Annotated in this window: 18 protein-coding genes; 10 read left to right on the top strand and 8 right to left on the bottom strand. The window is 75.8% G+C overall.

The features are described 5' to 3' along the window. Window positions 1–62: 62 nt before the first annotated feature. Window positions 63–725 carry a response regulator gene (locus tag ABT345_RS18735; RefSeq protein WP_345079558.1) on the top strand — a complete coding sequence of 221 codons (663 nt, stop codon included), beginning with the start codon at window positions 63–65 and terminating at the stop codon, window positions 723–725. A gap of 185 nt (window positions 726–910) precedes the next feature. Further along, the gene (locus ABT345_RS18730; protein WP_345079556.1) at window positions 911–2,104 is read left to right on the top strand and encodes a sensor histidine kinase; all 1,194 of its coding nucleotides are present in this window, start codon (window positions 911–913) and stop codon (window positions 2,102–2,104) included. A gap of 34 nt (window positions 2,105–2,138) precedes the next feature. Here ABT345_RS18730 and ABT345_RS18725 read toward each other — a convergent pair whose 3' ends face one another. Further along, window positions 2,139–2,513 (bottom strand): STAS domain-containing protein, encoded by a 375-nt coding sequence (locus tag ABT345_RS18725; RefSeq protein ID WP_030288295.1) that lies wholly within the window; start codon window positions 2,511–2,513, stop codon window positions 2,139–2,141. Between the two features lie 453 nt (window positions 2,514–2,966). Between ABT345_RS18725 and ABT345_RS18720 the strand changes: the two genes are divergently transcribed. Further along, window positions 2,967–3,545 (top strand): sigma-70 family RNA polymerase sigma factor, encoded by a 579-nt coding sequence (locus tag ABT345_RS18720; protein ID WP_345079551.1) that lies wholly within the window; start codon window positions 2,967–2,969, stop codon window positions 3,543–3,545. Beyond that, entirely contained in the window at window positions 3,542–4,930 is a 1,389-nt protein-coding gene (locus ABT345_RS18715; protein ID WP_386459517.1) for a zf-HC2 domain-containing protein, read from the top strand. Before ABT345_RS18720 ends, ABT345_RS18715 begins: the two co-directional genes overlap by 4 nt. Window positions 4,931–4,985: 55 nt before the next feature. Here the strand turns inward: ABT345_RS18715 and purU are convergent, their stop codons facing one another. Together purU and ABT345_RS18705 are read right to left on the bottom strand one after the other, a co-directional pair. Continuing rightward, the gene (gene purU / locus ABT345_RS18710; RefSeq protein WP_345079548.1) at window positions 4,986–5,909 is read right to left on the bottom strand and encodes a formyltetrahydrofolate deformylase; all 924 of its coding nucleotides are present in this window, start codon (window positions 5,907–5,909) and stop codon (window positions 4,986–4,988) included. 60 nt (window positions 5,910–5,969) lie between these two features. After that, complete coding sequence (locus ABT345_RS18705) at window positions 5,970–6,428, bottom strand: SCO4402 family protein (RefSeq protein WP_417833169.1); 459 nt, start codon at window positions 6,426–6,428, stop codon at window positions 5,970–5,972. 171 nt (window positions 6,429–6,599) lie between these two features. Between ABT345_RS18705 and ABT345_RS18700 the strand changes: the two genes are divergently transcribed. After that, window positions 6,600–7,940 carry an ABC transporter substrate-binding protein gene (locus ABT345_RS18700; protein ID WP_345079543.1) on the top strand — a complete coding sequence of 447 codons (1,341 nt, stop codon included), beginning with the start codon at window positions 6,600–6,602 and terminating at the stop codon, window positions 7,938–7,940. Window positions 7,941–8,076: 136 nt separating this feature from the next. On the opposite strand, the gene ABT345_RS18695 is transcribed toward ABT345_RS18700, so the two are convergent. Together ABT345_RS18695 and ABT345_RS18690 are read right to left on the bottom strand one after the other, a co-directional pair. Beyond that, a complete protein-coding gene (locus tag ABT345_RS18695; protein WP_345079540.1) occupies window positions 8,077–9,783 on the bottom strand; it encodes a hypothetical protein in 1,707 nt (568 codons plus the stop codon). Between the two features lie 274 nt (window positions 9,784–10,057). Continuing rightward, complete coding sequence (locus ABT345_RS18690; protein ID WP_030288310.1) at window positions 10,058–11,449, bottom strand: NsdA family TPR-like regulatory protein; 1,392 nt, start codon at window positions 11,447–11,449, stop codon at window positions 10,058–10,060. A gap of 552 nt (window positions 11,450–12,001) precedes the next feature. Here ABT345_RS18690 and ABT345_RS18685 point away from each other — a divergent pair. The 4 genes from ABT345_RS18685 (at window position 12,002) to ABT345_RS18670 (ending at window position 18,319) form a co-directional block, all read left to right on the top strand. After that, window positions 12,002–12,865 carry an ABC transporter ATP-binding protein gene (locus tag ABT345_RS18685; RefSeq protein ID WP_386459512.1) on the top strand — a complete coding sequence of 288 codons (864 nt, stop codon included), beginning with the start codon at window positions 12,002–12,004 and terminating at the stop codon, window positions 12,863–12,865. Continuing rightward, complete coding sequence (locus tag ABT345_RS18680) at window positions 12,862–14,499, top strand: transporter (RefSeq protein ID WP_345079534.1); 1,638 nt, start codon at window positions 12,862–12,864, stop codon at window positions 14,497–14,499. The genes ABT345_RS18685 and ABT345_RS18680 overlap by 4 nt, the downstream gene beginning before the upstream one ends. A gap of 204 nt (window positions 14,500–14,703) precedes the next feature. Beyond that, window positions 14,704–17,004 (top strand): hypothetical protein, encoded by a 2,301-nt coding sequence (locus tag ABT345_RS18675; RefSeq protein WP_345079531.1) that lies wholly within the window; start codon window positions 14,704–14,706, stop codon window positions 17,002–17,004. Then, on the top strand, window positions 16,994–18,319 hold the full coding sequence (locus ABT345_RS18670) for a hypothetical protein (RefSeq protein WP_345079528.1): 1,326 nt from the start codon (window positions 16,994–16,996) through the stop codon (window positions 18,317–18,319). Before ABT345_RS18675 ends, ABT345_RS18670 begins: the two co-directional genes overlap by 11 nt. A gap of 61 nt (window positions 18,320–18,380) precedes the next feature. On the opposite strand, the gene ABT345_RS18665 is transcribed toward ABT345_RS18670, so the two are convergent. Next, on the bottom strand, window positions 18,381–19,382 hold the full coding sequence (locus ABT345_RS18665; protein ID WP_345079525.1) for an SDR family NAD(P)-dependent oxidoreductase: 1,002 nt from the start codon (window positions 19,380–19,382) through the stop codon (window positions 18,381–18,383). 90 nt (window positions 19,383–19,472) lie between these two features. Here ABT345_RS18665 and ABT345_RS18660 point away from each other — a divergent pair, with 90 nt between their 5' ends. After that, a complete protein-coding gene (locus ABT345_RS18660) occupies window positions 19,473–20,387 on the top strand; it encodes an AraC family transcriptional regulator (RefSeq protein ID WP_345079899.1) in 915 nt (304 codons plus the stop codon). A gap of 43 nt (window positions 20,388–20,430) precedes the next feature. On the opposite strand, the gene ABT345_RS18655 is transcribed toward ABT345_RS18660, so the two are convergent. Then, the gene (locus tag ABT345_RS18655; RefSeq protein ID WP_345079522.1) at window positions 20,431–22,920 is read right to left on the bottom strand and encodes a serine/threonine-protein kinase; all 2,490 of its coding nucleotides are present in this window, start codon (window positions 22,918–22,920) and stop codon (window positions 20,431–20,433) included. 524 nt (window positions 22,921–23,444) lie between these two features. Further along, window positions 23,445–24,317: an alpha/beta fold hydrolase gene (locus ABT345_RS18650; RefSeq protein ID WP_345079519.1), complete on the bottom strand. Its 873-nt coding sequence runs from the start codon at window positions 24,315–24,317 to the stop codon at window positions 23,445–23,447. Window positions 24,318–24,874: the final 557 nt, after the last annotated feature.

Raw genomic sequence — 24,874 nt, 5'->3', positions numbered from 1 at the left:
GAGGGCGGCCTCCCCGGGGTGGGCGCGCCCGGTGGGAACGCACGAGGAGAGAGGGGCGCCCGGTGATCCGTGTCGCTGTGGTGGACGACGAACGGCTCGTCAGGTCGGGGCTGCGGATGATTCTGGGCACCGCACCGGACATCGAGATGGTCGCCGACTGCGGCGGCGGCGAGGCGGTCAAGGCGGTGCTGGACAGCGGCGCCGAGGTCGTCCTGCTGGACATCCGGATGCCGGACGTCGACGGGCTGACGGTGCTGCGGCAGCTGCGCGCCGCCCCGAAGCCCCCGGTGGTCGCGATGCTGACCACCTTCGACGCCCAGGAGTACCTCACCGCGGCGCTGCGCGAGGGCGCCGCCGGTTTCCTGCTCAAGGACTCCGAACCGGAGCAACTGGTGCGCGCGGTGCGGACGCTGGCGGCGGGCGGCAGCGTGCTGGACCCCGGGGTGACCCGGGCGGTGATCGGCGGCTATCTGACCGCCGAGGACCAGGCCGCCGCGGCACGCGCCGTGGCGGGCCTGACGCCACGCGAGTCGGAGGTGCTGGCGCTGCTCGGCGAGGGGCTGGCCAACGCCCAGATCGCCGACCGCATCGGCCTCGCGCCCAGCACCGTCAAGGACCACGTCCGGGCGCTGCTGGGCAAGTTGGGCGGCCTCAACCGCATCCAGGCGGCGATCGTCGCCGACCGCGCGGGCCTGGTCGCCCGTATACCCCGCGGGACGTGCTGACGGTGGCGGACGCGAGGCAGGCGCCCGCTCCCGGGGAGGCGGCGGGCGCGCGCGAGGGCCACGGGGCGCCGCAAGAGCCCGGCGGCCGGCTTCCGGCGGTGCCCGCGGCGCGGGGGCACGAGCCGGAGCCGGGGGCGCGGGGCGCGGCCGTCGCGCCGGGGGCGCGCGGCGGGTGGGGGGCGCGGGTGCCGCGGTGGCTGCGCCGGGCCGCCCCGGTGGTCGTCCCGGCCCTGCTGGGGATCGCCGACGCGTTCCTCGTCAACGGGCTCCACATGCTCCTGGAGCTGACCGTGTCGCTGGTCGCGGCGGCCGCGCTGCTGCTGCGCCGCCGCTTCCCGCTGCTGGTCTTCCTGTTCACGCTGCCGGGGCTGTACATCGGCTACATCTGGTTCGCGCCGATGATCGCGCTCTACACGGTGGCGGCGCGCCGCCCGGGGCGGCTGCGGCTGGGGATCTGCGCGGCGCTGCTGATCGCCGCGCACTTCTTCCCGTATCCGCTCTCGGACCTGGAGCTGACCGCGTACCGGGAGAACACCCTGGTGCTGATCGACGCGTGCGTCACCTCGGCGGCGCCGATCACGCTGGGGCTGCTGGTGCGCACCCGGGGCGAGTTGGCCGCGCGGGTCGAGGAGCTGACCCGCAGCCTGCGCCGCGAGGACCGGCTGCTGGCCGACCGGGTCCAGGCCACCGAGCGCGCCCGCCTCGCCCGGGAGATGCACGACGTGGTCGCCCACCAGGTCAGCCTGATCAGCCTGCAGGCGGGCGCGGTGCAGGTCAGCACGGGCGACGAGGCGGCGCGGGACGGGGCGCGCACCATCCGGGAGCTGTCGGTGCGCACGCTGGAGGAGCTGCGGCACATGGTCGGCGTGCTGCGGGCGGCCGGCGGCCCGGAGGAGGCCCGCCGCCCGGCGCCGCAGCCGGACCTCGCGGAGCTGCCCCGGCTGATCGGGATGAGCGGCCTCGATGTGACGTACGAGCCGGGCGTGGTGGCGGGCGGGCGGGGCACGCAGACCGTGGAGCGGGCGGCGTTCCGTACCGTCCAGGAGGCGCTGACCAACGTCCGCAAGCACGCCCCGGGGGCGCGGGTCCTGGTCCGGATCGATCCGCTCCGGGCGCCGGACGCCGGGCGGACCACGGACGCGGCGGCCACCGGCGGGCTACGGGTGGAGATCCGCAACGGACCGCCGGACGCCACGGCGGCGGCTCCGGCGCTGCCGGGCGGCGGTCACGGGCTGGTGGGGCTGCGCGAGCGGGCGCAGAGCCTCGGCGGGACGCTGGAGACGCGGCACACCTCCGAGGGCGGCTTCCTCGTCTGCGCGCGGTTCCCGTACCGGGCGGAGCCCCCTTACGGGACGGACTCCCCGTACGGGTCGGGGTGACGGCCCCGGGGCGCGTCGCCCGGGGGCGGCGGGCTCAGGCCGACAGCGGGGCGGCGGTCTCGTCGACGGCGGTGTGCAGGTCGGGGTAGACCTCGAAGAGGCGGCGGACGCCGAGGGCGGCGAGGACGCGGTTGACGTGCGAGCCGTCGACGGCCCCCTGGGCGGGGAGGATCAGCCGGAGCCGGCCCTGGCAGGAGCGCATCAGCCGGCGGGCGGCGATGAGCACGCCGACGCCGCTGGAGTCGCAGAACCGCACCTCGGACAGGTCGAGGACGACGTTGCGCCGGCCGTCGGCCACCGCGTCGTGCACGTGCTGGCGGACCGCGGGCGAGGTCACCAGGTCCATCTCGCCGGACACCTGGAGGACGGCCCACCGGCCCTGTTCGTCTTCTGCCACCTTCAACGACACGCGCTCGAAGCCTTTCGCTCGCTTGCGGACGGGATGCTCCCGGACATATCCGGAACACACCCTTCCCCGGCTCGACTGCCCGGCCTCTCTCCCCTGAAACACTGCGGAATGCGTGGCGCACTGGGCAATTCCCGTACAAGGCTATGCCCAGCGCGCGGTCACTCTTTGCCGAATTTCGGTCACACCCCGGTAACGCATTCGCGGAATTGAGCGGGAGCGATCTTCTTCGAACCCGCCTGACCGGGCATTCCCACCCCAAAGTGACGACTCCTTTACCATCCGCACCCTTGTTCCGGGATGGTTTGCCGCAAAGAAGCGTGCACTGTCGGACCCCCCGACTACATTCGTTGGCGCGTGCCACCCACGGGCGGGACGCGGGCAAGGAGTTGACCGCACGACGGCGCGTCCGGCCGCGCCACGGGCGGTCCGTACGACGGGACGGGGCAGGGGCCGATGGCCAGGGACGCACCACCACGCTGGGACAGACGCATGCAGCAGCGGCTCGCCCGCGGTGAGGCCGCCGCGCTCGGCGAGCTGTACGACCGCTTCGCCTCGCTCGTGCACAGCCTCGCCCACCGCGTCCTCGGCGACGAGGACGCCGCCGACCGCGTCACCCGCGAGGTCTTCGGCTACATCTGGGAGAACCCGGACGCCTACGACCCGAGGCAGGGTTCGCTGCGCTCCTGGGTCGCCACCCTCACCCAGCGCCAGGCCGTCCACCGGCTGCGCCAGAGCGAGGCCGCCCTCGCCGGCGACGGGGCGGCGCCCGCCGAGATCGAGCGGAAGATCCGCGAGGCCTCCACCGCCGCCCGCGCCGACTACATCGTCACCTCCATGCCCGCCCCGCTGCGCGCCGCCCTGGAGCTGGCCTACTTCCAGCGCCGCGACTACCGCCAGACCGCCGCGGACCTCGGCGTCACCGCGGACGAGGCCCGCCGCCGGCTCCGCCTCGGCCTGCAGTTGCTGTCCACCGCCCACCACCGGACGCCGCCACCCGACGGGCCCGGCGAGGGAAACGGAGCGCCCCGGTGAACGGCCCGGAGGAATGGGAGGGGTACGACTGTGAGGGCCCGTACCCGCCGCACCACGGCGGGCCCGGCGAGCCGCCCGGCGCCGCCCCGGGCCCGCCCGCGGCCCGGCCCCGGATACCGTCCCCGCGCGCCTCGGCGGAGAACGACGGCCCGCTGCCCGGCGGTCCGGAGCGCCCCGCGCCGGAGCCGGGCCGCAGCAGACCCGCGTCCGCCGGCGGCCCTCCTCCGGGCGCCCCGGCGGCCCCCGGTGACGCGCGGCCCGGCGGCGGGCGGCCCGAGCTGCCGCACCGCGTGCTGACGTCGCTGCTCGGCGCCTGGGCGCTGGCGGCCTGCTCCGCCGAGGAGACCGCCGCCGTCGAGGCGCACCTCACCGACTGCGCCTCGTGCGCCGACGAGGCGCTGCGGCTGCGCGACGCCGTCGGCCTGCTCCACCCCGCCGACAGCCTCGACCTCGACCCGCTGCTGCGCTCCCGCGTCCTGGAGGGCTGCCTGGGCCGCCGCCCGGCCCGTATCCCGGTGCCCGAGTGGGCCGCGCCGTACGACGCGGAGACCGCCAAGCTGGACGCCCTGCTGCGCGACATGGGCGACGCCGAGTGGCGCGCCCCGGTACGGCTGCGGTGGTTCGACGGCGAGCGGCCGGTGCACCGCGAGACCACCGCCGCCGGGGTGCTCGGGCATCTGCTGGCGGTCGACGGGCTGGTCGCCACGGCCCTGGGCCTGCCCGATCCGCTCGGCGACGCCGCGCCCACCGCAAGAGCCGGGCCCGGCGCCCGTACCCGCGCCCTGTGGCGCGCCCTCGGCGAGGCGCCCCGGACACCAGCCCTCCACCGGCCCTGGCGCGAGCAGAGCCACACGCTGATCCGTACCGCCGCGTTCGCGGGCGGCGGGGTGGGCGACCTCACGGTGCCGTACGGCCCGGTCCAGCTGCCGCTGCGCGACGCCTTCCTCGACCGCGCCTTCGGCTGCTGGCTGCACGCCGGTGACATCGCCGAGGCGGTCGCCTATCCGCACGAGGGCCCGGCCGCCGATCACCTCCACAGCCTGGTGGACCTCGCCGCCCGGCTGCTGCCGCGGGCCCTCGCCCACCTGCGGCAGACCGGTCTCGCCGCGCCGCCGCGGCAGCTGGTGGCGGCCGGGTCCCCGGGCCGGACGCTCCATCTGGAGATCGAGGGCGACGGCGGCGGCCACTGGTACATAGCCCTGGACTCCCCGGCGGCGGTCGGCTCGCCGGAGCACACCGTGGCGCACATCGCGCTCGACGGCGAGGAGTTCTGCCAGCTGGCGGCCGGGCACATCGTCCCGGACGAGGCCGCCGCCGGTTCGGACGGCGAACGCGAGGCGATCCGCGACGTCCTCTACGCCACCGCCTCCCTCTCCCGTCTCTGAGCGGAGATCCGCAGGGACGGGAGGGGAGGCGGCGGGGTGCCGGTGGGGCCGGCGGTCAGGCGAAGACGACCGTCCGGGTGCCGTTGAGCAGCACCCGGCGCTCGCTGTGCCACTTCACCGCGCGGGCCAGCGCCTGGCACTCGACGTCCCGGCCGATGGCGACCAGCTGGTCGGGGGTGACGCCGTGGCCGACCCGCTCGACCTCCTGCTCGATGATCGGGCCCTCGTCGAGGTCGGCGGTGACGTAGTGGGCGGTGGCGCCGATGAGCTTCACCCCGCGGGCGTGCGCCTGGTGGTAGGGCCGGGCGCCCTTGAAGCTCGGGAGGAAGGAGTGGTGGATGTTGATGATGCGGCCGGACAGCGCGGTGCACAGGTCGTCGGAGAGCACCTGCATGTAGCGCGCCAGCACCACCAGCTCGACCTGCTCGGCCCGCACCAGCTCCAGCAGCTCCGCCTCGGCCTGCGCCTTGGTCGCCTTCGTCACCGGGATGTGGTGGAAGGGGACGCCGTACGAGGCGACCAGCTCGGCGAAGTCGGTGTGGTTGGAGACCACCGCGGCGATCTCGACCGGCAGCGCCCCGATCCGGGAGCGGAAGAGCAGGTCGTTGAGGCAGTGGCCGAACTTCGACACCATCAGGACGATGCGCATCTTCTCGTCGGCGCGGTGGATCTGCCAGTCCATCCGGAACGAGTCGCCGACCGCGGCGAAGCTGGCGCGCAGCTTCTCCACACTGTCCGGCGCGTCCGCGCTGAAGTGCACCCGCATGAAGAACAGTCCGGTGTCGCGGTCACCGAACTGCTGACTGTCCTCGATGTTGCAACCCGTCATGAACAGGAAGCTGGACACGGCGTGCACGATGCCCTGCTTGTCCGGGCAGGACAGCGTCAGGACGTACTGATCGGTGGGACGGCCCTGGTCGGAACCGCCGGTGGCGGACCCGTCGTTCGGCCCGGGCGTGGAGGACTGCGACTCGCTCATGACCTCATAGGGTCGCATACCCGGACACCGCCCGGACGCGGGGCTCGGTGGCGCGTCGGCTCAGGCGCCGGCCGCGACACCGCCGGTCAGCTGCGCCAACGCCGCCAGCGACAGCGGCGGCGCGTCCGGATCGTCGCCGTCCGCCCGGGCCAGCCAGACATGCGCCTCGCGCGCCGCCTGGACCGCCTCGGGCCAGCCGGGGTGCTCGACGTACGCGGTCACGGGTGAGTCCGCGCCGACCTGGTGCATGATCCGCAGCACCCGCAGCACGGTGGCGTCGACGAGCGCCGCCTCCTGGGTGTCGCGGAAGATCGTGCCGACGTATTTCTCCGCGGACCAGTTGTCCAGCCAGGTGTCCTCGACGAGCCGGTAGACGGCGTCGGTCACGTCTCCGTACCCGGGGCGGCCGGTCAGCCAGGTCTCCTGGTGGAATACGGGGTCGGAGAGCATGTGCAGCGCGGAGCGCACATTGCTGCGCCAGCGCCACCACGGCATGTCGTTGTGTGGCATGCCGTCCATGGTGGTCGAGCGGCGGCCGCGACGGGAAGACTTCTCCGAACCTTGCACAGTATTCGATCGTACGTTCCGCGTTCCCGATCACCTACCGCCCCCCGGAGTTCACCTCGCCGTCACCCTCCGCTGACCTGGAATCACTCATGTGTTTCGGGCGGGCCGCGAGGCTCACGGACCATGACCGGACGGCGCCGCCCCTCTCCCCGCCCCTCCCCGACCGCCTCCGCGACCGCCCGGTGGGCAGCCGGTACGGCGGTGCTGGCGTCGCTGCTCACCGGCTGCGGCTCCCTGCCGGGCACCGGGCCCGCGGAGAAGACCCCGATCACGGTGATGACCTGGGCCCCGGAGGGCACCGGCGCCACCAACATGCCCGGCATGCCGGCGATGGCGCAGACGTACGCGCGCTGGGTCAACGCCTCCGGTGGCCTCGCCGGTCATCCGCTCAAGGTCCTGACCTGCAACGATCACAACGACTCGGTGGGCGCGACCCGCTGCGCGCAGCGCGCGGTCGACGAGGGCGCGGTCGCGGTCGTCGGCGCGTACAGCCAGTTCGGCCGGTCGTTCATGTCGCCGCTGGAGGTCAAGGGCGTGCCGTACATAGGCGGCTACGGCGCCTCCGACGAGGAGTTCGAGAGCCCGCTGTCGTACCCGGTGAACGGCGGGCAGGCGTCGCTGCTGGCCGGGAACGGCCGCCAGCTGGCGCGCGAGTGCGACCGGGTCGCCCTGGTGCGGCCCGACACCATCCAGGGCGACCAGATGCCCTCGTTCCTCGACTCCGGTCTCCAGCAGGGCCACCGGGCGCCGGTCACCGACGTCCGGGCGCCCGAGGACGGCACGGACTACTCCGCCGCGGTGCACCGCGCGCTGGACGCCGTCGGCGCCGATCCGGCGCGCTACGGGGTGGCGGCGTACGGGGGTGAGGCGCCGGGCTCCTGTGTGGCGGCGTCGCTGGGCGATCACACCGACGCCTTCTTCGACTCCTTCCGGCGCCTGCAGCAGCAGAGCCCGAAGGTGCATGTCGCCTCGGTGCTGGGCAGCGTCGGGCAGGCGCTGGTCAACCGCACCGGCGGCCGGTCCGGGCCGCTGGAGGGCGCGCTGGTCACCGGCTGGTACCCGGCGGCGGGCGATCCGCGGTGGAACCCGATGCGCCGGGTCATCAACGAGCACGCCTTCGGCGACAACCGCGTCGACCCGGCCGATCAGGGCGTGCAGACGACGTGGATCGCCTACACGGTGCTGCGCGCGATGGTGGAGCAGCTCGACGCGGACGGGGTGGACGAGATCACTCCGTACGCGCTCCAGAAGGTGCTGGACCAGGGCAAGCACCCGGTGGACACCGGCGGGCTGACGCCGAAGCTGCGGTGGCGCGCGGAGGACATGCTCGCCGTGCAGGACTTCCCGCGGATCGTCAACGGGATGGTGATGTACCAGACGGTCGCGGACGGCCAGGTCCTCGCCGCGTCGGACGGTTTCGTGAACGTCGCCAGGACGCTGGAGCGGCGGCGCGCGGACCGGTAGGGGCGCGCCCGCGGCGGCGGGCGCCGGGGGCGTACGAAGACGGGCGCGGGGCGCCGGCGGGCGCTCCCGGGAGGCCGCGGCCGGGCGGCGCCCACCGGGAGCGCCGAAGCGCCCGGCGGGCCGCCCGGCCGGTGGCTCAGAGGTCGCCGGCCTGGTGCGCCCGCAGGCCGTACTTCTGGGCGATCGGGTTCCAGAGACCGGCCGCCTTCTCCTTGGCCTTGGTGGCCGTGCCGCTGGCCGCGGTGGCCTGGGCGACCTGGCCGGTGTTGCGGGCGTGGCCCTTGTGGCAGCCGTGCTTTCCGGCGACCTGACCGGCCCAGGCGGCGTAGTGGTTGTCGGCGGCGGCCGACGACTTCCACGCGGTGGTCAGGGCGGCGGTCAGCTCGGCGTGCTGCGGGAGCTTGTCGAGCGGCAGCCCCTGGAGGCGGCTGACCAGCTGGTTGCGCTGGTTGGCGGCGTCCTTGAGGTCCTTCGCGGCGCCCGGGAGGTTGTCGCAGTTGCGGATGGACCCGACGGCGTTGACCACGGCGGACCGGCTGTTGTTGCTGTCGCCGAGCAGCGCGTCCAGCTTCTTGGCCTGCTCCTCGACCGGGTCGGCGGTCGGCGACGGCGGCGCGGAGTCCTTGGGCGCCGACCCGGCCGCATTGGCCTTCGGCGCCTCCTTCTTCGTGTCGTCGCCACCGCTGAGCGCCCAGCCCAGACCGAGCCCGGCGCCCGCGAGCGCCACCACGACGGCGCCGATGATCACCACCGGGCTCAGACGGCGGCGACCGGCCGGCGCGTCGTCGTAACCCTGGTGCGGCTGGTGGCCACCGGAGGCGAAGCCCGGCCGGCCGCCCCCGGGGCCGTACGGCGGCGGGGCCTGGTCGTCGAAGCGCGGCAGCTGGGCGGTGGCGTCGGGGGCCGGGGGCGGAACGGCACCGGAGTCGGCGCGGAACAGGCCCTCGAACTCGGCCGGGGTGGGCCGCTCCGCGCCGCCGGGCTGCGCGCCGAACGGCGCACCACCGGGCTGCGGCGCGGGCGCCCCGGCGCCGACCGGCGGGAGGTACTGGGTCGCCTCGGAGTCCCCGGGGGCGGCGGGGGCGGCGGGCGGCGCGGCCGCGCGGTTACGGGGCGGCTTGATGCTGCGGAGCATCTGGGTCGACTCGCCGGGCGTCTCGGGGCGCCCCGAGGTCTCGGGCGGCAGCGGCGCGGCCCCGGGCTGCGCGCCGACCGGCGGCAGCACGGTGGTGGCGTCCGCGGCGCCCGCGACGGGCGGCAGCGGCGCGGCCGGCTGCGGGGCGGACTTCACCAGCTGCCCGGTCGGCGGGGTGGCCGCGGCGCCCTCGGGCGGCAGCGCGCCCGGCGCGGTGAAGGGCGGGATCAGCGCCGTCTCCTCGGCGTCCGGCACCGCGGGCGGCAGCTGGCCGGAGCCCTGCGGGGGCGCGGCGGGCGGCACCGGCGGCTGCGGCGGGGCCGGGAACGCCGGGGCCTGCTGGGGCTCGCCGTACGGCTGGGGCTGGGCGTACGGCTGCGGCGCCTGGCCCGGTCCGTAGCCCTGGGGCTGCCCGCCCTGCTGCGGCGGCAGGCCCTGACCGTGCGTCGGGGTCTGACCCTGACCGTAGCCCTGGGACGCACCCGGGTACTGCCCGGATATCTGTCCCTGAGGCTGCTCGGGGGGCTGTCCGTACGTCTGCGGGTTCTGCTGGTCGGGGCCCCAGGGCTGCCCCCAGGGCTGGCCGGCCGGGGGCGCGGCCTGCTGGGCGGGCGCCCATGACTCGCCGCCCGCGGGCAGCACCACACCCTCTCGCGCGGGACCGGCCGCAGAATTCTGCGGGTCGTGACCCTGTCCGCTCTGCGTCACCGGGACTCCTACCTCTGCAGACCTACGGAATCGTCGGCTCACGCTACCGGGTCGCCGAGGCGTTCGACCACGTCCCCCGGTCAGGCCCGCCGCCCGCCCCGGGGACGGCGGCCGGAGCGGCGCCTTCGGGGAACGCACCGCACGCCCCGGGGCAGCACACCCTCGAATCCGCACATTCGCCGCATTCCTCCGGCCTGTTGACGCCCGTACGGAACGGGCCCGCGGCGGCGCGCACCAGGCGCGGCGCCACGGGCCCGTCGCGGGACCGGCGTTCTCACACCGCGACGCGCAACTCCAGCCGCGCGCCGAACTCCCGTACCACCGGCTCGTCCCGGTACGGCTCGACGCGCTGCCGGAAGTCGTCGAGGTACTCCACGCCGCGGTGCGAGCGGAGTTCGCCGAGCAGCTCCGCGGCCTCGGTGGCGGTGTGGCAGCCCTGTTCGACCTCGCGCTGCTGCACCTGCGCCCCGGCCAGCAGCACCATGCCGATCGCGCGGCGGCGCACCTTGCCGCGCGGCAGGCCCTGGAGCGCCAGCCGGGCCTGCTCCTCGGCGGCGGCCGCCTGCCCCAGATCGCGGTGGCAGTGGGCGAGTTCGTCGGCCAGATAGGCCCGGTCGAAGTGGCCGATCCAGTCCGGGTCGTCGCCCGCGTCGCCCTCCGCCTCGGCGCGTTCCATCGCGGTCAGCGCGCGGGCGGCGACCGACTGGAAGGCCCGGCCGTCCCCCATGAGCGCATGGCCGCGCGCCTCCGCGGCGCAGAACATCGCCTCGGCGCGCGGCGTGATCCGGCCCCGCGCCCCCTCCTGCGCGGCCCGTGCGAGTTGGGCGATCTCGCGGGGAGTGCCCAGTTCGGCGGCGAGATGGCTCATGCTCGCGGCGAGGACGTAGCCGCCGTACGCGCGGTCGTCGGCGGCCTGCGCGAGGCGGAGCGCCTGGATGTAGTAGCGCTGCGCGAGGCCGGGCTGACCGGTGTCGACGGCCATGTAGCCGCCGAGTTCGGTCAACCGCGCGACGGCGGCGAAGAGTTCCCGCCCCACCGACTCCCGGTAGGAGCCGGCGAGCAGTCCGGAGACGACGCTGTTGAGGTAGTGCACGACGACCGGCCGGACGTGGCCGCCGCCGAAGCGGTGGTCGAGGTCGCCGAGCGCCGTGGTCATGGCGCGCACCGCCTCCACGTCGGCGCGCCCCACCCGGGCGCCCGCGCTGCGCGCCACCTGGGGGTCGGCTCCGGTGATCAGCCAGTCGCGGCTGGGCTCGACCAGCGCGGAGGCGGCGACGGAGGAGCCGTTGAGGAAGTCCCGCCGCCCGACGTCGCTCCGCCACAACTCGCTGACCTGCTCGATCGCGCCGAGCACGGTCGGGGAGAACTGCAGCCCGACACCGGACGCGAGGTTCTTGCCGTCCGCCATGCCGATCTCGTCGATGGTGACCGTGCGGCCGAGCTTGCGTCCCAGGGACTCCGCGATGATGGCGGGCGCCCGGCCGCGTGGCTGTTGTCCGCGCAGCCACCGGGCCACCGAGGTCTTGTCGTAGCGCAGGTCGAGACCGTGCTCGGCGCCGCACATGTTGACGCGGCGGGCCAGACCCGCGTTGGAGCAGGCGGCTTCCTGGATCAGCGCCTGGAGACGCTCGTTGGGCTGACGAGCGACGAGTGGCCTTGCGGCCATGTTGGTACCCCCTGTTGCGGCTGTGTGCGTTCACCGGTGAACGCCGTTCGGAGCGATTGGTTGCGATCAATTCCCCGTGTATTCCCGGATATCCGGGAGATTCCGGATATCGGCGATACGAGTGAGGTGTGCCTGCGGCGGGTGCGTCGGTACGCGGGGACCGGGTGACGGCGGTGTCCGCACGGGGCGCCGCGGCGCCGGGTGCGTCCCGGTGCTTCCACGGCCCTTCGCCCCCACGGTCCGTATGCCGCGATCCTGCTTGCCCGGGAGGGCGGGTCGCTACCCCGCACCCGGCTCACCACCGCTACGCGCCCCCGCCGATGCCTCGATGCGCCCCACGTGCCGGTAGGTGCGCCCGGGACACGCGTTTTCGCCGTCCCTCTTTCCGGTCCCTCCGGGCGGTATGGGTCGCCCCGGGGCCGTCCCTGGGGCAGGGGGCGGCGCGGTTCGTCGCCGCGGGCGGGCGGGCCCGGCCCGCTGTCGGTGCCGGTCCGTATCGTGAAGGAGACGGGGGCGATCCGGCCCCTGCGGGGACGTCGAAGGGCAGGACCGGTGGCGAACGGAACGGGGAAGAGCGGGGAGCCGGCCGAGCGGGTCGGCGGGGAGCCGGTGGCCGCGCCACCGCGGAGCGGGGCGCCCGAGGGCGGGGTGGCGGTGCAGATCCGCGGGCTGACCAAGCGTTTCGGGGAGCAGACCGCGGTGGCCGGCATCGATCTGACGCTGCCCGCGGGCCGCTTCATCGGGCTGGTGGGGCCGAACGGCGCGGGCAAGACCACCACGCTGTCGATGGTCACCGGGCTGCTGCGGCCCGATTCCGGCGAGGTCCTCATCGGCGGGCACGACGTGTGGCGCGACCCGGTGGCCGTCAAGGCGCGGATCGGGGTGCTGCCCGAGGGGCTGCGGCTCTTCGAGCGCCTGTCGGGCCGCGAACTCCTCGGCTACATGGGCCGGTTGCGGGGCCTGGGCGGCGCCGAGACCGACAAGCGCGCCGATCAGCTGCTGGACGTCCTCGGTCTCTCCGGCGCGCAGCACAAGCTGGTCGTCGACTACTCCACCGGTATGCGCAAGAAGATCGGCCTGGCCGCGGCGCTGCTGCACAACCCCGAAATCCTCTTCCTGGACGAGCCGTTCGAGGGCGTCGACCCGGTGTCGGCGCAGACCATCCGCGGCGTCCTGGAGCGGTACACCTCCTCCGGGGCGACGGTGATCTTCTCCAGTCATGTGATGGAGCTGGTCGAATCGCTCTGCGACTGGGTCGCGGTGATCGCCGCCGGGCGGATCCGGGCGGACGGCCCGCTCGCCGAGGTGCGGGGCGATGCGCCGTCGCTCCAGGAGGCGTTCCTGGAGCTGGTCGGCGCCGGCAGCCGCGCCCGCGCCGGGCAGAGCCTCGACTGGCTGGGGGGCGGCTCCCGATGAGTGCCGGATTCGCGCCGGGCGCCCCCGGGCAGCCGGCCCCGCCCGCGCTGACCCCGCTGTTCGTCCGCCTGAAGCTCTCCCTGCTCCGCAACGGACTGCGCCGCTCGCCCGGCCGCGCCGCCGCCTACGTCGCCTCGCTCCTCTTCGGCGTGGTGTGCGCCGCGGGGGCGACCACCGGGCTGGTGCTGCTGCGCGGGGCGGCGCACATCGACGCGCTGGTGGTGCTGCTGACCGGGCTGCTCACGCTGGGCTGGGCGGTGATGCCGCTGTTCTTCCCGTCCGGCGACGAGACGCTGGACCCGACGCGGCTGGTGATGCTGCCGCTGCGGCCCCGTCCGCTGATCACGGCGCTGCTGACGGCGTCGCTGGTGGGCATCGGCCCGCTCGTCACCCTCGCGCTGACCACCGGCGCGGCCGTCGCGGTCGCCGACGGTCCGGCCGCCACGGTGGTCGCGGTGTGCGCGGTGCCCCTGACGGTGCTGGTCTGCGTGGCGCTGGCGCGGGCCGTCGCCACCGCGTCGATACGGCTGCTGACGAGCCGCCGGGGCCGCGATCTGGCGGTGCTCGGCGGTCTGTTCGTCGCCCTCGGCGGACAGCTCGTCAACATCGCCGCACAGAAGCTGGGCCGGCCCGACGGGCTGGCCGTCCTGGAGCCGGTCGGCGAGGTGCTGCGCTGGGTGCCGCCGGCGTCGGCGATGAGCGCCGTGGCGGACGCGGGCCGGGGCGCCTGGGGCCCGGCCGCCGCCGGGCTGGCGCTGACGGCGTTGGCCCTGGTGCTGCTGCTGTGGTGGTGGCAGCGGATGCTGACCACCCTGATGACGTCGCCCGACAGCTCGACGCTCCAGCCGGCGGAGAAGGACGGCGGGCGCGCGGCGAAGGGCGGTGCGCGGGGCCTGGCCCGGCTGCTGCCGGACGGCCGCACGGGCGCGGTCGTGCTGCGCACGCTCCGCTACGCCTGGCGCGACCCGAAGTCGAAGATGAGCTGGGCGACGTCGCTGGGCGTGGGCCTGCTGATCCCGATCGTCTACGCGGCGCAGGGCAATGGCACGGTCTACACCGCGTTCGTCGGCCCCGCGCTGATCGGCATGCAGATGTACAACCAGTTCGGCCAGGACACCTCGGCGTTCTGGATGGTCGCCTCGACCCTCGCCACGCCCCGGGACGCCTACCGCGAACTGCGGGCCCGCGCCCTGGCGCTCTGCCTGGTGGCGGTGCCGTACGTCACGCTGGTGGTGGTCGGCACCGTCGCGTTCCTCGACGCCTGGTCGTCGCTGGTGGAGGTCTACGGGCTGTCGCTGGCGCTGCTCGGCGCGCTGGTGGCGACGGGCGCGCTCACCTCGACGCTGTTCCCCTACTCCGTCCCGTCCGACGGCAACAAGAACATCGCGCCGGGCCAGGCGTCCATCGCCTGGTTCAGCCTCTTCGGCGGCCTGCTGGTGGGCCTGGTCCTGAGCGCGCCGCTGGTGGGCCTGACCCTTTGGCTGCACCTGGCGGGCCATCACGACCTGCTGTGGACGCTCCTGCCCGCCGGGGTGGTCTACGGCACGGCGATGGCCCAGCTCGGCCTGCGGGTCGCGGCGCCGCTGGTGGTGCGCCGGGTGCCGGAGATCCTGGCGGCGGTGCGCAAGGGGTGAGGCGCGGGCGGGGCGCCGGGCGAGCGGGCCGGTGCCCCGCCCGGCGCCCCCGCCCGGCCTCCCGTCCCCGACGCCGCCCCTCGCCGCCGCTTCCGGTCCGTACGCCCGCCGACACACCCCGCCGACGCCCTCGCGCCGTCGTGCACGGATAGTTGTCCACAGGCTCCGACGGCGTCCGCGCGCGGGAGGTAGCGTCGGGGCGTCATGCGGAACGAGGGGGTGGGGGCGGTGCGTCGAGGCGCGCTGATGCTGGTCACGGGGTGGTTGGCGGTGCTGCTGAGCGGCGCCCCGGCGATGGCGCAGCCGTCGCCCCCGCCGCCCGGGCAGCCGGCCTCCGGCCGACCGGTCGCCGGGCCCTCCGCCCCGGGACGCGCGGCCGAGGCGCTCGCCGCCAAGGCCCCCGCGGCCACCCCATCTGTCCCATCCGGCCCGTCCGGCCCGGACGTCGACCGCAGCGGGCAGGCGTTCCTCGCCGAGCAGCTGCGCCGCGATCCCGTGTACATCAGCGACCAGGTGCCGCGCGAGGCCCCCCGCTCCAGCGCCCCGGTCTTCGCCGCGCAGGCCGCGCGGCTCCGGGTGCCCGTCTACGTCATGGTCCTGCCCGACACCGCGCTGGGCGCCGACGGCGCCGGGTTCCTCGCCGGTGTCCACGACCGGCTCGGCCGTGACGGTCTGTACGTGGCGCTGAGCGGGCCCGGTATGCCCGATGTGCAGGCGTACGGCGTGGCGGTGCCCGGCGCCCGGGACGCGGCCCGCGCCACGCTCTACGAGCTGCCGTACGACGCGACGGCCCGCGAGATCTTCCAGCACTTCGTCGACGTCCTCGTCTCCGGGCGGGCCCACGAACGGGCCGAGGCGGGCCGGATCGCGTCCGAGCACGGCGCCGTGGTGCCGAGGCTGCACCCCGACACCACCGAGCGGGAGAACCAGAGCTTCGTCACGGGCATCGCGGTCGCCGGAATCCCGCTCTCCGTCGTGCTGGTGGGCCTCTACGTACGCCGCCGGCTCCGGCTGCGCCGGGCGCGCGGCGGGGCGCCGGTCCCGGGCCCGCGCACCGCCCGCGGCCCCGCCGCGCCCTCCCTCCGCAAGCCCGGCGACGCACCGGACGAGAAGCACGGAGGCCGGACGCCGGGGCGCGCCCCGCAGGGCGGCGGCAAGCGGACGGACACCACGGCCGCCACCAGGCGCTTCGCCGGACTGCGGCGTCCGCCCCGGGCCGTGGCGGTGCTGCTGATCGTGGCGGTGGCCCTCGGGGGCGGGCTCGCCCTCACCGCCGCGCGCCTCTTCGACGACCGCTCCTACGCCGCCGACGCCGTCCCGACCCCGGCCGACATGCGCGCCCGCATCGAGCGGGTGACCGCCGGTCTGCGCCACGACCCCCTCTACACCGATCCGGAGAGCGAGCCGGTCCTCACCGCCGCCGAGCGCACCCGGCTGCACGAGCGCCTCACCGCGCTCGACGTCCCGGTGCTGGTCGTCGCGGTCCCCAGCCTCACCGACGACGAATCCGGCGGCGACGAGGAGATATTCGTCCACACGCTCCGCCAACGCCTCGGCCGCGACGCGCTGTTCGTCCTCGCCGACCCACTGACGGACACCCTCTCCGTCGTCAACGACGGCGCGCCCGTCAATGCGTACGCCCTGCCGGACAGCCACTTCCGGCTCCCCGAACGGGGCGACACCCGCACGCTCGGCGACCGGATCGACGCGGTGCTCCGCGATGTCGCCCGCGCCCCGCGGGACACGACGGCCACCCGGCCGTACGACCCCGGGACCGCGGACGATCCGGTCGCGGAGAAGGTGCTGCCCAGCGTGTTCGCGGCGGATTTCGCCCCGGGGCTGATGATCGGCGCGTTCCTCGCGGGACTGCTGCTCGGGCTGGTGGCCGCGGTGCGGGCACTGGTCGGTGCGGCGTGGCGGCGCCGCACGGCCGGCGGCCGGGCCCCCGGTGGCGTCCCGGTCGCGGCCGAGGCGCCGGCCGAGCCGTCCCTCGCGTGGTTGCGGCGCACCGCCCGGCAGGAGGCCGACGCCCTCACCGCCGCGCTGGACGCCCACGACGCCCTGCCGGAGCCGGCGCACCGCCGGGCCTGGGAGTGTCTGGACGCCGCCGCCCTGCTCATCGACGGCGACGGCGACGGCCGGGTCGACGCGGACGCCACCCCCTCGTCCCTGGCCTGCGCCGTCGCGTTGGCCCGCGCGGGCCGGACGGCCGTCGCGGAGTCCGCCGCGCCGGAGCGGCTGTGCCACCGCAATCCGCTGCACGGCGCGGCGCAGGGCACCCGCCGTATCTCCCCGCTGAGCGGCGGGCGCCCCCGGCCGCTGCCGGTCTGCGGGCGGTGCCGTGCCGTCCCGGCGCCGGTGCTGCGGCTGGGTCCGGCGGCGGACAGCGGCCGGGCCCAGCGCGTGCCGTACCCCGAGCTGCCCGGGCCGCTGGCCTCGCTCGCCACCGGCACCCGGATCGATCAACTCACCCGCGACGTACGGGAGTACTTCGGTGTTCACTGACCTTCGTCTCCGCCGCCCGCGCCGCGCCGGGGCGCGCCGCCGGATGCCCGCCGTGGCCGGTGCCGTCGTCTCGGCGCTCGCCCTGGTGTGGTGCACCGCGTCGCCGGGGGCCGCCGCCGGGAGCCCGGGGCAGAAGATCGCCGATGCGCTGCGCCGCTCCCCCGTCTACGTCGATCCGTCGCTGGACTCGGCGGTCGGCGCGGCGGACCAGAAGCGGCTGGTCGCGCAGATCCGGGGGACGCAGCTGCCGATCCGGGTGGTGCTGGTGCCGCTGGTCGAGGGCGACAGCTGGGGCGGCGATCCGGCGCAGCTCGCGGAGGTGGTGCACGACCGGCTGGGCAGCGATCCGTCGATCATCATCACGCTCGGCGAGTTCCACGACGACATCGCCGCCCGGGAATGGCCGACGGACGCGCATCAGGCACAGCGGGCCGCGGCGGCCGTCTTCCACCAGGACGACATGGAGGGCGCGGGGACGGCCCGCCGGATCGAGCGGGCCATCGACATCATCGCGGCGGGCGACGGCGAGAAGGAGTACGAGAAGGCCACCGCCGACCCCAACTCCCCCGCACCGTCCGCGCGGGCCGGTGATCCGGCCGCCGCGGAGCCGTCGGATGCCGCGAAGTCCGCCGGCTCTCCCGTGGTCCGGGCGCTCACGCTGGTGGCCGGGCCGCTGCTGCTGCTCGGCGCGGTGGGGCTGCTGTGGCGGCGACGTGCCCGCGTGCGGGATCTGGCCACGCCGTTCGCGCTGCCGCGGTCCGTGTTCGCCGCCGCCCGGCGGGCCGACGAGGCGGAGCTGCGCGACCGCGCTGCGGAGGAAGTGGTGCGGCTGGGCGAGGAGGCGCGCGCCGCGCAGGGCGATCCGCGGGCCGTCGGGCGGGCCCTGGACGCGTACGCCGCGGCCGGTTCGGTGCTGGACCGCGCGCGGGGCGTGCCGGATCTGGCGGGCGTGTTCGCGCTGATCGCCGAGGGCCGCACGGCGCTCGGCCCCGCCGAGGCCCCGCTTCCGCTGTGCTTCTTCCACCCGCTGCACGGACCGGCCGCCCGCGTCCTGCCGTGGCGTCCGCTCGGCCGCCGCGAGGAGTTGCGGGTGGCGGCCTGTGAGTCCTGCATCCGCGCGATACGGTCCCGCCGCGCCCCCGAGGTCCTCACCGACCGGGTGGACGACCGCCCGGTCCCGTACTTCGAGGTGGACGCCGCGCACAGCCTCTGGGCCGCCACCGGTTACGGCTCCCTGATATCCGGCGAGCCCGGCGACTCCCTCACCGCCCGCGTCCAACGCGGCGACTTCACCCGCACGTTGGACGCCTCCTAGGGCACGGGCCCCGTTCCGGGCGCACGCCCCGGGGGCCGAGGGCGTGCGCCCGGCCCGCTCGTCAGGCGGCGTGGAGGGCGGCGGTGGCGTACTCCCAGAGCCGGTCGGCCACCTCCGGGTCGAGGGCGTGGGCGGCCACGCCGCCGGGCCGCTCCTCGTCGCCCTGGACGACGCGGGCCTCCTGGTTGTCCTCGAAGTAGCGGCCGGTGACGCCCTGGACGAGCGGGGAGGCGGCCAGCAGGACGGAGGTGGCGGCTCCCTCGGCGGGGCTCTTGTAGTACGGCAGCGGCGTCTTGTTCCCCTCGCCGTCCAGCACGCCGAACGCGCGCAGGGTGTCGTCGTCGAGGTGGCGCTGGAGGCGGGTGAGGATGAAGCCCGGGTTCAGCGCGTTGGCGGTGATCCCGTCGGCCGCCCAGCGGCGGGCGCCCACCGCGAGCAGCACCTCGGCGGACTTGGACTGCCCGTAGGCCGCCCAGGGGTCGTACGGCCGCCGGGCGAAGTGCGGGTCGCCGAAGTCGAAGGGCGCGCTCCGGTGGGCGCCGGAGCTGACGAGAACGACACGGGCCGAGCCGGCGTCCCGCAGGGCCGGGTACAGGCCGGTGGCGAGGGCGAAGTGGCCGAGGTGGTTGGTGGCGAGCTGCATCTCCCAGCCCCCCGCGGCCAGGACCCGCTCGGGCAGCGCCATGATCCCGGCGTTGGCCACGAGGATGTCGAGCGGCCCGCGCCAGGCCCGTACGAAGGCGTCGACCGAGGTCAGGTCGGACAGCTCCAGCGCCTCCGCGTGCACCGGGCCGGCGCCGGGGCGGCCGGCGAGTTCGCGGATCAGCGGCGCGGCGGACTCCGGGCGGCGGGTGGCGATCGTGACCTCGGCACCGGCGGCGGCCAGCGCCCGGACGGTCTCGGCGCCGAGGCCCGAGCTACCGCCGGTGACCACGGCGCGCCGTCCGGTGAGGTCGACGCCGTCGATGACCTCCGCCGCACCGGCGCGGGCGGGGAAGGGGGTGGTGAGGAGGCGGGCGGGGTCGTGCGGGGTGGGTCCGGTGGGACGGGAGTTCCTGGTCATACCGTCACGCTACGGCGAGCAAGACGGACGGACTATGATTAGAAGTCCCAGATTCTTTAGCAAGAGTCCAATACGAGGAGGTGATCGCGGATCGATCCTCTGGAAGACGTGCTGACCCTGCTGGAGACCCGCAGTCAGCTGTCCGCGAGCCTGACCGCGGGCGGGCGGTGGGCCGTACGGTTCGACGCTCCCCGGGGAGTGAAGTTCAACGCCGTCCGGCGCGGCTCCTGCCTGCTGGAGGTGGACGGGGCCGGCGCGCCGATCGAGCTGGCGGAGGGCGACTGCTACCTCCTCACCCGCCCGCGCGCCTTCACGCTCCGCAGCGATCCGGACGCCTCCCCCCTCCCGGCGGGCCCGCTGTTCGCGGCGGCCGAGGGCGGCACCGCGCGGGCCGGTCGGGGCGACGACGTGCTGCTCATCGGCGGCCGCTTCTCCTTCGGGCCCCGCGCCCAGGAGTGGCTGCTCGACCGGCTGCCCCCGGTCGTCCATCTGCCGTCCGGCACCCGGCGCGCGGAGACGGTCCGCTGGGCGCTGACCGAGATCGACCGGGAGCTGTCGCACCCGCAGCCCGCGTCGTCGCTGGTGGCGGAGCATCTCGCGGTCGTCATGCTCGTGCATGTGCTGCGGCTGCACCTCGCCCGCGCCCCGCACGCGGTGTCGGGTTGGCTCGCCGGGCTCGCCGACCCCGTGGTCGCCACCGCGCTGACCGCCCTGCACGGCGATCCGGCCCGCCCCTGGACCGTGGCCGAACTGGCGCGCACCGCCGCGGTGTCCCGCTCCGCGCTGGCCGCCCGCTTCAAGGCGTCGGTCGGCCAGGGCCCCCTGGAGTACCTCACCCGGTGGCGCATCGAGCTGGCCGCCCGGCAGCTGCGGGAGGGCGGCACGACCCTCGCCGCCGTCGCGCGCTCCGTGGGGTACGGCTCCGAGAGCGCCCTCAGCGTCGCCTTCAAACGGGTCCTGGGCACCTCCCCCGGCGAGTACCGCAGGCGGGCGGCGACGCCGTGACGACGCCGCGCGCCCGCCGGGCCCGGCGCCGCGGCCGCCCGGGTCAGACCGCGGGCAGCGCGTAGATCTCGTCGCCGTGGGTGGCCAGCAGGCGGCGGCCGGCGGCGGCGACGTGCCACTGGTTCAGGCTTCCGGTGTTGTCGTTGTAGTGCCAGCGGGCCTTGCCGGTCGCCGGGTCGAGGGCGAAGATGCCGCCGGCGTCGTCGTAGGACGCGCCGTAGAGCGTGCCGCGGACGGCGAGGAACTCGGTCGGCGCCCGGCGCGCGCCCGGGTCCTCGCAGAGCCACAGCTTCCGGCCGCGCACCGCGTCCACCGCCCAGACGCCCCCGCTGTGATCGGCGGCGTACACCACGCCGCCGACGACCATCGGCTGGTAGAAGCTGAGCCGCCCGGCGGAGGAGAGCGACCAGTCCTGCTCGCCGGTCTCCAGATGGACGGCGCGCAGCCGGGGGCCGCCGAGGAAGATCCGCCGGGCGGACACGGCGGGCCGCCAGGCGATGTCGTCGCCGAGCTTGCGGCTCCACAGCTGACGGCCGTCGGCGATGTCGCGCACCGTGACGTTGCTCCGGCCGTCGGTGTAGACGAGCCGGTTCCCGGAGACGGTGCCTTCGAGGTCGAAGTCCATCGTCCCCTCGTCGCGGGGCTTGCTCCAATCCGTCCGGCCGGTACGGATGTTGATCGCCGCGACGGCGGTCAGCCGCTGGGTGGTGTCCTCGGTGCGGACCGACGCGACGACGTAGAGGCGCTCCGCATCGGCCGCGAGGATGCGCTGGACGGTGAGGCCCCCGCCGAGGCGGCTGCGCCACGCCTCCTTGCCGGTGTCCGGGTCGAGGCCGATGACGTCGCCGTTGTACTCGGTGCTGACGAGGAAGAGCTTGCGGTCGGCGAGGATCAGCGGGGCACCGGCGGCGGCGACGCCCTTCCGGCTCCAGACGGTGGCGCCGGTCGTCGCGCGGCGGGCGACCAGCGGATCGCCGCTGATCAGCAGCAGACCGTTGTGGACGGCGAGCGGCCGGTCGCTGTTGAGGCTGTCGGTCTCGGCGGTGCGGTGCCAGAGAACGGCGGGCGCGGTGCCGGGCGGCGGGGTGGTGAAGCCGTCGGTCTCCGGGGTGGCGCCGCCGTCCCCGCCGCCGTCGGTCGCGCCGCCCGCCCGGCCGTTCATCACCCAGACCCCGGCCCCACCGAGGGCGGCCACGCCCGCCACACCCCCGGCGACCAGCCCGAGAAACCGCCGCCGGGACGGTGCCGGGGCGTCACCGGACTGGAGGGGGGCGGTCGTTCCGGCCGGGGCGGGCGCCCCGGCCGGCGCAGGTGTCCCGGTCGGCGCGGGCGATCCGATCGGCGCGGGTGTCCCGGGACCGGCCGGTGCGTACGGTGCGCCGGCACCGGGCCCGGCGGGCACGGGGACGCCGCCGGGTGTGCCGGGGTGATCGGCGCCGGGTATTCCGGGTTGCTCGGCGCCGGATGTGACGTCCCGCCCGGTGCCGAGCAGATACGTCGGCGCCGTACCGAACCCCTGCGCCGCGCCCGGCCCTTGGGGGGCGACGGGCCCTTGGGACGCGGCGGGGCCCGGCGGGGTCGGGCCCGGGGTCGCGGGGTTGCCCACGGGCGGCGTACCGGTGGCGGGCCGCGGCGGGTCGGCGGGGGTTTCCAGGTCGAGGAGGCGGGCGGCGTGGGTGGCGATGGTCGAGGCGACGGCGCCGGGCAACCAGTTGGCGAAGGCGGTGCCGGTGCCCTCCGGGGCGAGCGCGGCCAGCACCTCGGCGGGGGCGGGCCGCCGGTCCGGATCGCGGTGCAGACAGGCGGTGACCAGCCCGAGCAGCGTGCCGGGCACCCCGTCGAGGTCCGGTTCGCCGTGCACGACCTGGTAGAGCACGGCGGCGGGCGTGGCGTCGGTGTACGCGCCGTGCCCGGTGGCGGCGTAGGTGAGGACCGCGCCGAGCGCGAAGACGTCCCCCGCCGTGCCGACGCGCCGGCCGAGCACCTGCTCGGGCGGGATGTAGCCGGGCGAGCCGACGACCACGCCGGTCTGGGTCATGCGGTTCCCGTCGACGGCGCGCGCGATGCCGAAGTCGATGACGCGGGGGCCGTCGGCGGCGAGCAGGACGTTGGACGGCTTGAGGTCGCGGTGGACCAGCCCGGCGGAGTGGATGTCGGTCAGCGCCGCGGCCAGCCCGGCGCCCAGCGCGCGGACGCTGTGCCCGGGCAGCGGGCCGTGCTCCTCGACGACCTCGGTCAGCGACGGCCCAAGGACGAAGGCGGTCGCGAGCCAGGGCAGCGACGCCTCGGTGTCCGCGTCGACGACCGGTGCGGTGTACCGCCCGGAGACGGCGCGGGCTATCTCGACCTCCTGCCGGAACCGCCCCCGGAACCCGGTGTCCTGCGCCAGATCCGGCCGCACCACCTTCACCGCGACGGTGCGTCCGCCCGCGGACCGCGCGAGATAGACCCGGCCCATCCCGCCGGCGCCGATCCGGCCCAACAGGCGGTAGGGCCCGAGGGCTTGCGGGTCGTCCGGAAGCAAGGGGTCCATCGCGGGCCTTCCACGTCTGTCGGGAGATACGGGGAACGGGCCACGCGGGCGCCACCCGCGAGTTCCCCACGCGGACGACGGCCGACGCGGCACGGCAGTGCATCGTAGCGTTGGCCGAAATCCGGCACCTCCCGATGCGTCCGACGCCCCAGTTCCGGCCCCCGACCCCGGCCCCCGGCCCGGGCACGCACCTCCCCACCCGGCCTCGGCCGGCCCGTACGCGCCCCTTCCGGCGACCGCCTGCCCGACGACCACGGGCACCCTTCCGCCTCCCGCCGGGGCTTCCGGATCCCAACTTCCGCCCCTCGTCGCCAGTGCTCCCGACTTCCGGTCACCAACCCCCGGCGTCAGGCACCACGCAACGAGCGCCGGGACACGGGGCACCGGGGTGCCAGGGCAGGCACCATCGCCGCGGTCGCCCGCAACAAACGACCCCCGGGCCTCCGGTCACAGCTCATCAGCCCCCAGCGGCACACGCGGCCCCACCCGAGCGGCGAAACCGAGGGGCCGTCACCCGGCGTCCCTCACCCCGGTATCGCGGCCCGCAGGAACGGCTCGACGGCGCGCTGCCAGGCGTCGGGGTGTTCCCAGGGCAGCAAATGACCCGCGTCGGGTATCTCGGCGTAGCTGCCGCCCGGGAGGACGCGGACCATCTCCTGCGCCTCGGCGCGGCCCAACTCGCCGTCCTGCCCCCGGACGACGAGGGCGGGGCAGCGGACCTCGGCCAGCTCCTCCCAGTGGGCGTCGGTCACCCAGGTCTCGCGGGCGGTGAGCATCTGGCGGCGGGAGAAGACCGGGCGCCAGCCGTCGGCGCGCTCGGCCATCACCTCGGCGAAGAACGCGCCGCGCGCCGGGCGGGGGCGCTCCAGCGACGGGTCCTCCTCGCCGAACCAGCGGCGGACGTCCGCGAGCGTGGCGAAGGGCAGCGGCCAGGTGGCGAACCACTCGGCCCATTCGCGCTGCGAGGCGGCGCCCAGCGCGGACGCCCGCATGTCGCAGATGACCAGCGCGCCGACCAGATCCGGCCGCCGGGCGGCGAGCTGCCAGGCCGTCAGCGCGCCCATGGCGTGACCGATGACGGTCACGGGGGCGAGGCCGAGCTGCTCGACGGCGGCGATCGCGTCCTCGACGTAGGCGGCGCGGTCGAACGGGCCGTCGGCGGGCTTCTCGCTGCGGCCGTGACCCCGCTGGTCGAGGGCGACGGCGCGATACCGCGCGCCGAGCCAGCGGGCGGTGTCGGCCCAGTGGGACGCCCGCCCCATCAGCCCGTGGAGCAGCAGGACGCCGGGGCGCCGCTCACCGCCCTCCGGCCCGCCGTCGCCCTTGGGCGGGTCGGTGAACTCCCAGGCCGCGAGCCGTACCCCGCCGGCCCCCGTCACCTCGATGCGCCGCACCATGTGCCCTGGCACCCCCACTCGTCCCTTGACCCACTCCACACTATCGAATCTGTATTCGAATTCGGCGGCCCCGTGCGGAAGTCCCCTCGTTCGGGTGACAGTGCGTAGGGATAGCCGGGGATCCGCACGGGGAGACAGCTACCGGGGGACGGACCCGGCCGGACAGGGGGTCCGTAGCGCGGGACCTTGAGAGCTCGGGGCTCCAGGTCCTGACGGGGGAGCTGGGGGAGGCGGGGCCCCGGATGCTCGCAGCGCCGGGGCCCCGAGACATCACAGGGCCGGTGCCGGGTCGCCGGGCGCCGTCGTGCGCAGGCTCCGCGCCGCGCCGCCGGGCGCCACGCTCGGTCCGGTTCCGCTGCCCCCACCGCGCCTCCTCCCCCGGAAGCCGTCAGCCCGCGGCTCCCCCGTACCGCTCCCCACCGGGCCGCCGCAGCCCGGAACGGGCCCGTCCGCATGCCGGTCGGCACCACAGCGAGCATCCGTGTGGGCGCCAAGGGTGACACGTCCCCGGCCGTTCCGCACCGGTTCGCGCAATTCCTCATCCCGCACCCGCCCCG

Origin of the sequence: Streptomyces sp. NPDC000404 (assembly GCF_040300365.1) — a bacterium.
GTDB lineage: Bacteria > Actinomycetota > Actinomycetes > Streptomycetales > Streptomycetaceae > Streptomyces > Streptomyces ramulosus.
The sequence above is the reverse complement of the archived record's forward strand: the minus strand, read 5'-3'. Positions and strand labels throughout refer to the sequence as shown.

What these genes read in the sequence shown, in the direction of transcription:
- ABT345_RS18720 (WP_345079551.1), top strand. Translation starts at nt 2,967, where the DNA reads ATGGCCAGGGACGCACCACCACGCTGGGACAGACGCATGCAGCAGCGG.
- purU (WP_345079548.1), bottom strand. Translation starts at nt 5,909, where the DNA reads ATGAGCGAGTCGCAGTCCTCCACGCCCGGGCCGAACGACGGGTCCGCC.
- ABT345_RS18705 (WP_417833169.1), bottom strand. Translation starts at nt 6,428, where the DNA reads ATGGACGGCATGCCACACAACGACATGCCGTGGTGGCGCTGGCGCAGC.
- ABT345_RS18700 (WP_345079543.1), top strand. Translation starts at nt 6,600, where the DNA reads ATGACCGGACGGCGCCGCCCCTCTCCCCGCCCCTCCCCGACCGCCTCC.
- ABT345_RS18690 (WP_030288310.1), bottom strand. Translation starts at nt 11,449, where the DNA reads ATGGCCGCAAGGCCACTCGTCGCTCGTCAGCCCAACGAGCGTCTCCAG.
- ABT345_RS18680 (WP_345079534.1), top strand. Translation starts at nt 12,862, where the DNA reads ATGAGTGCCGGATTCGCGCCGGGCGCCCCCGGGCAGCCGGCCCCGCCC.
- ABT345_RS18675 (WP_345079531.1), top strand. Translation starts at nt 14,704, where the DNA reads ATGCGGAACGAGGGGGTGGGGGCGGTGCGTCGAGGCGCGCTGATGCTG.
- ABT345_RS18665 (WP_345079525.1), bottom strand. Translation starts at nt 19,382, where the DNA reads ATGACCAGGAACTCCCGTCCCACCGGACCCACCCCGCACGACCCCGCC.
- ABT345_RS18655 (WP_345079522.1), bottom strand. Translation starts at nt 22,920, where the DNA reads ATGGACCCCTTGCTTCCGGACGACCCGCAAGCCCTCGGGCCCTACCGC.
- ABT345_RS18650 (WP_345079519.1), bottom strand. Translation starts at nt 24,317, where the DNA reads ATGGTGCGGCGCATCGAGGTGACGGGGGCCGGCGGGGTACGGCTCGCG.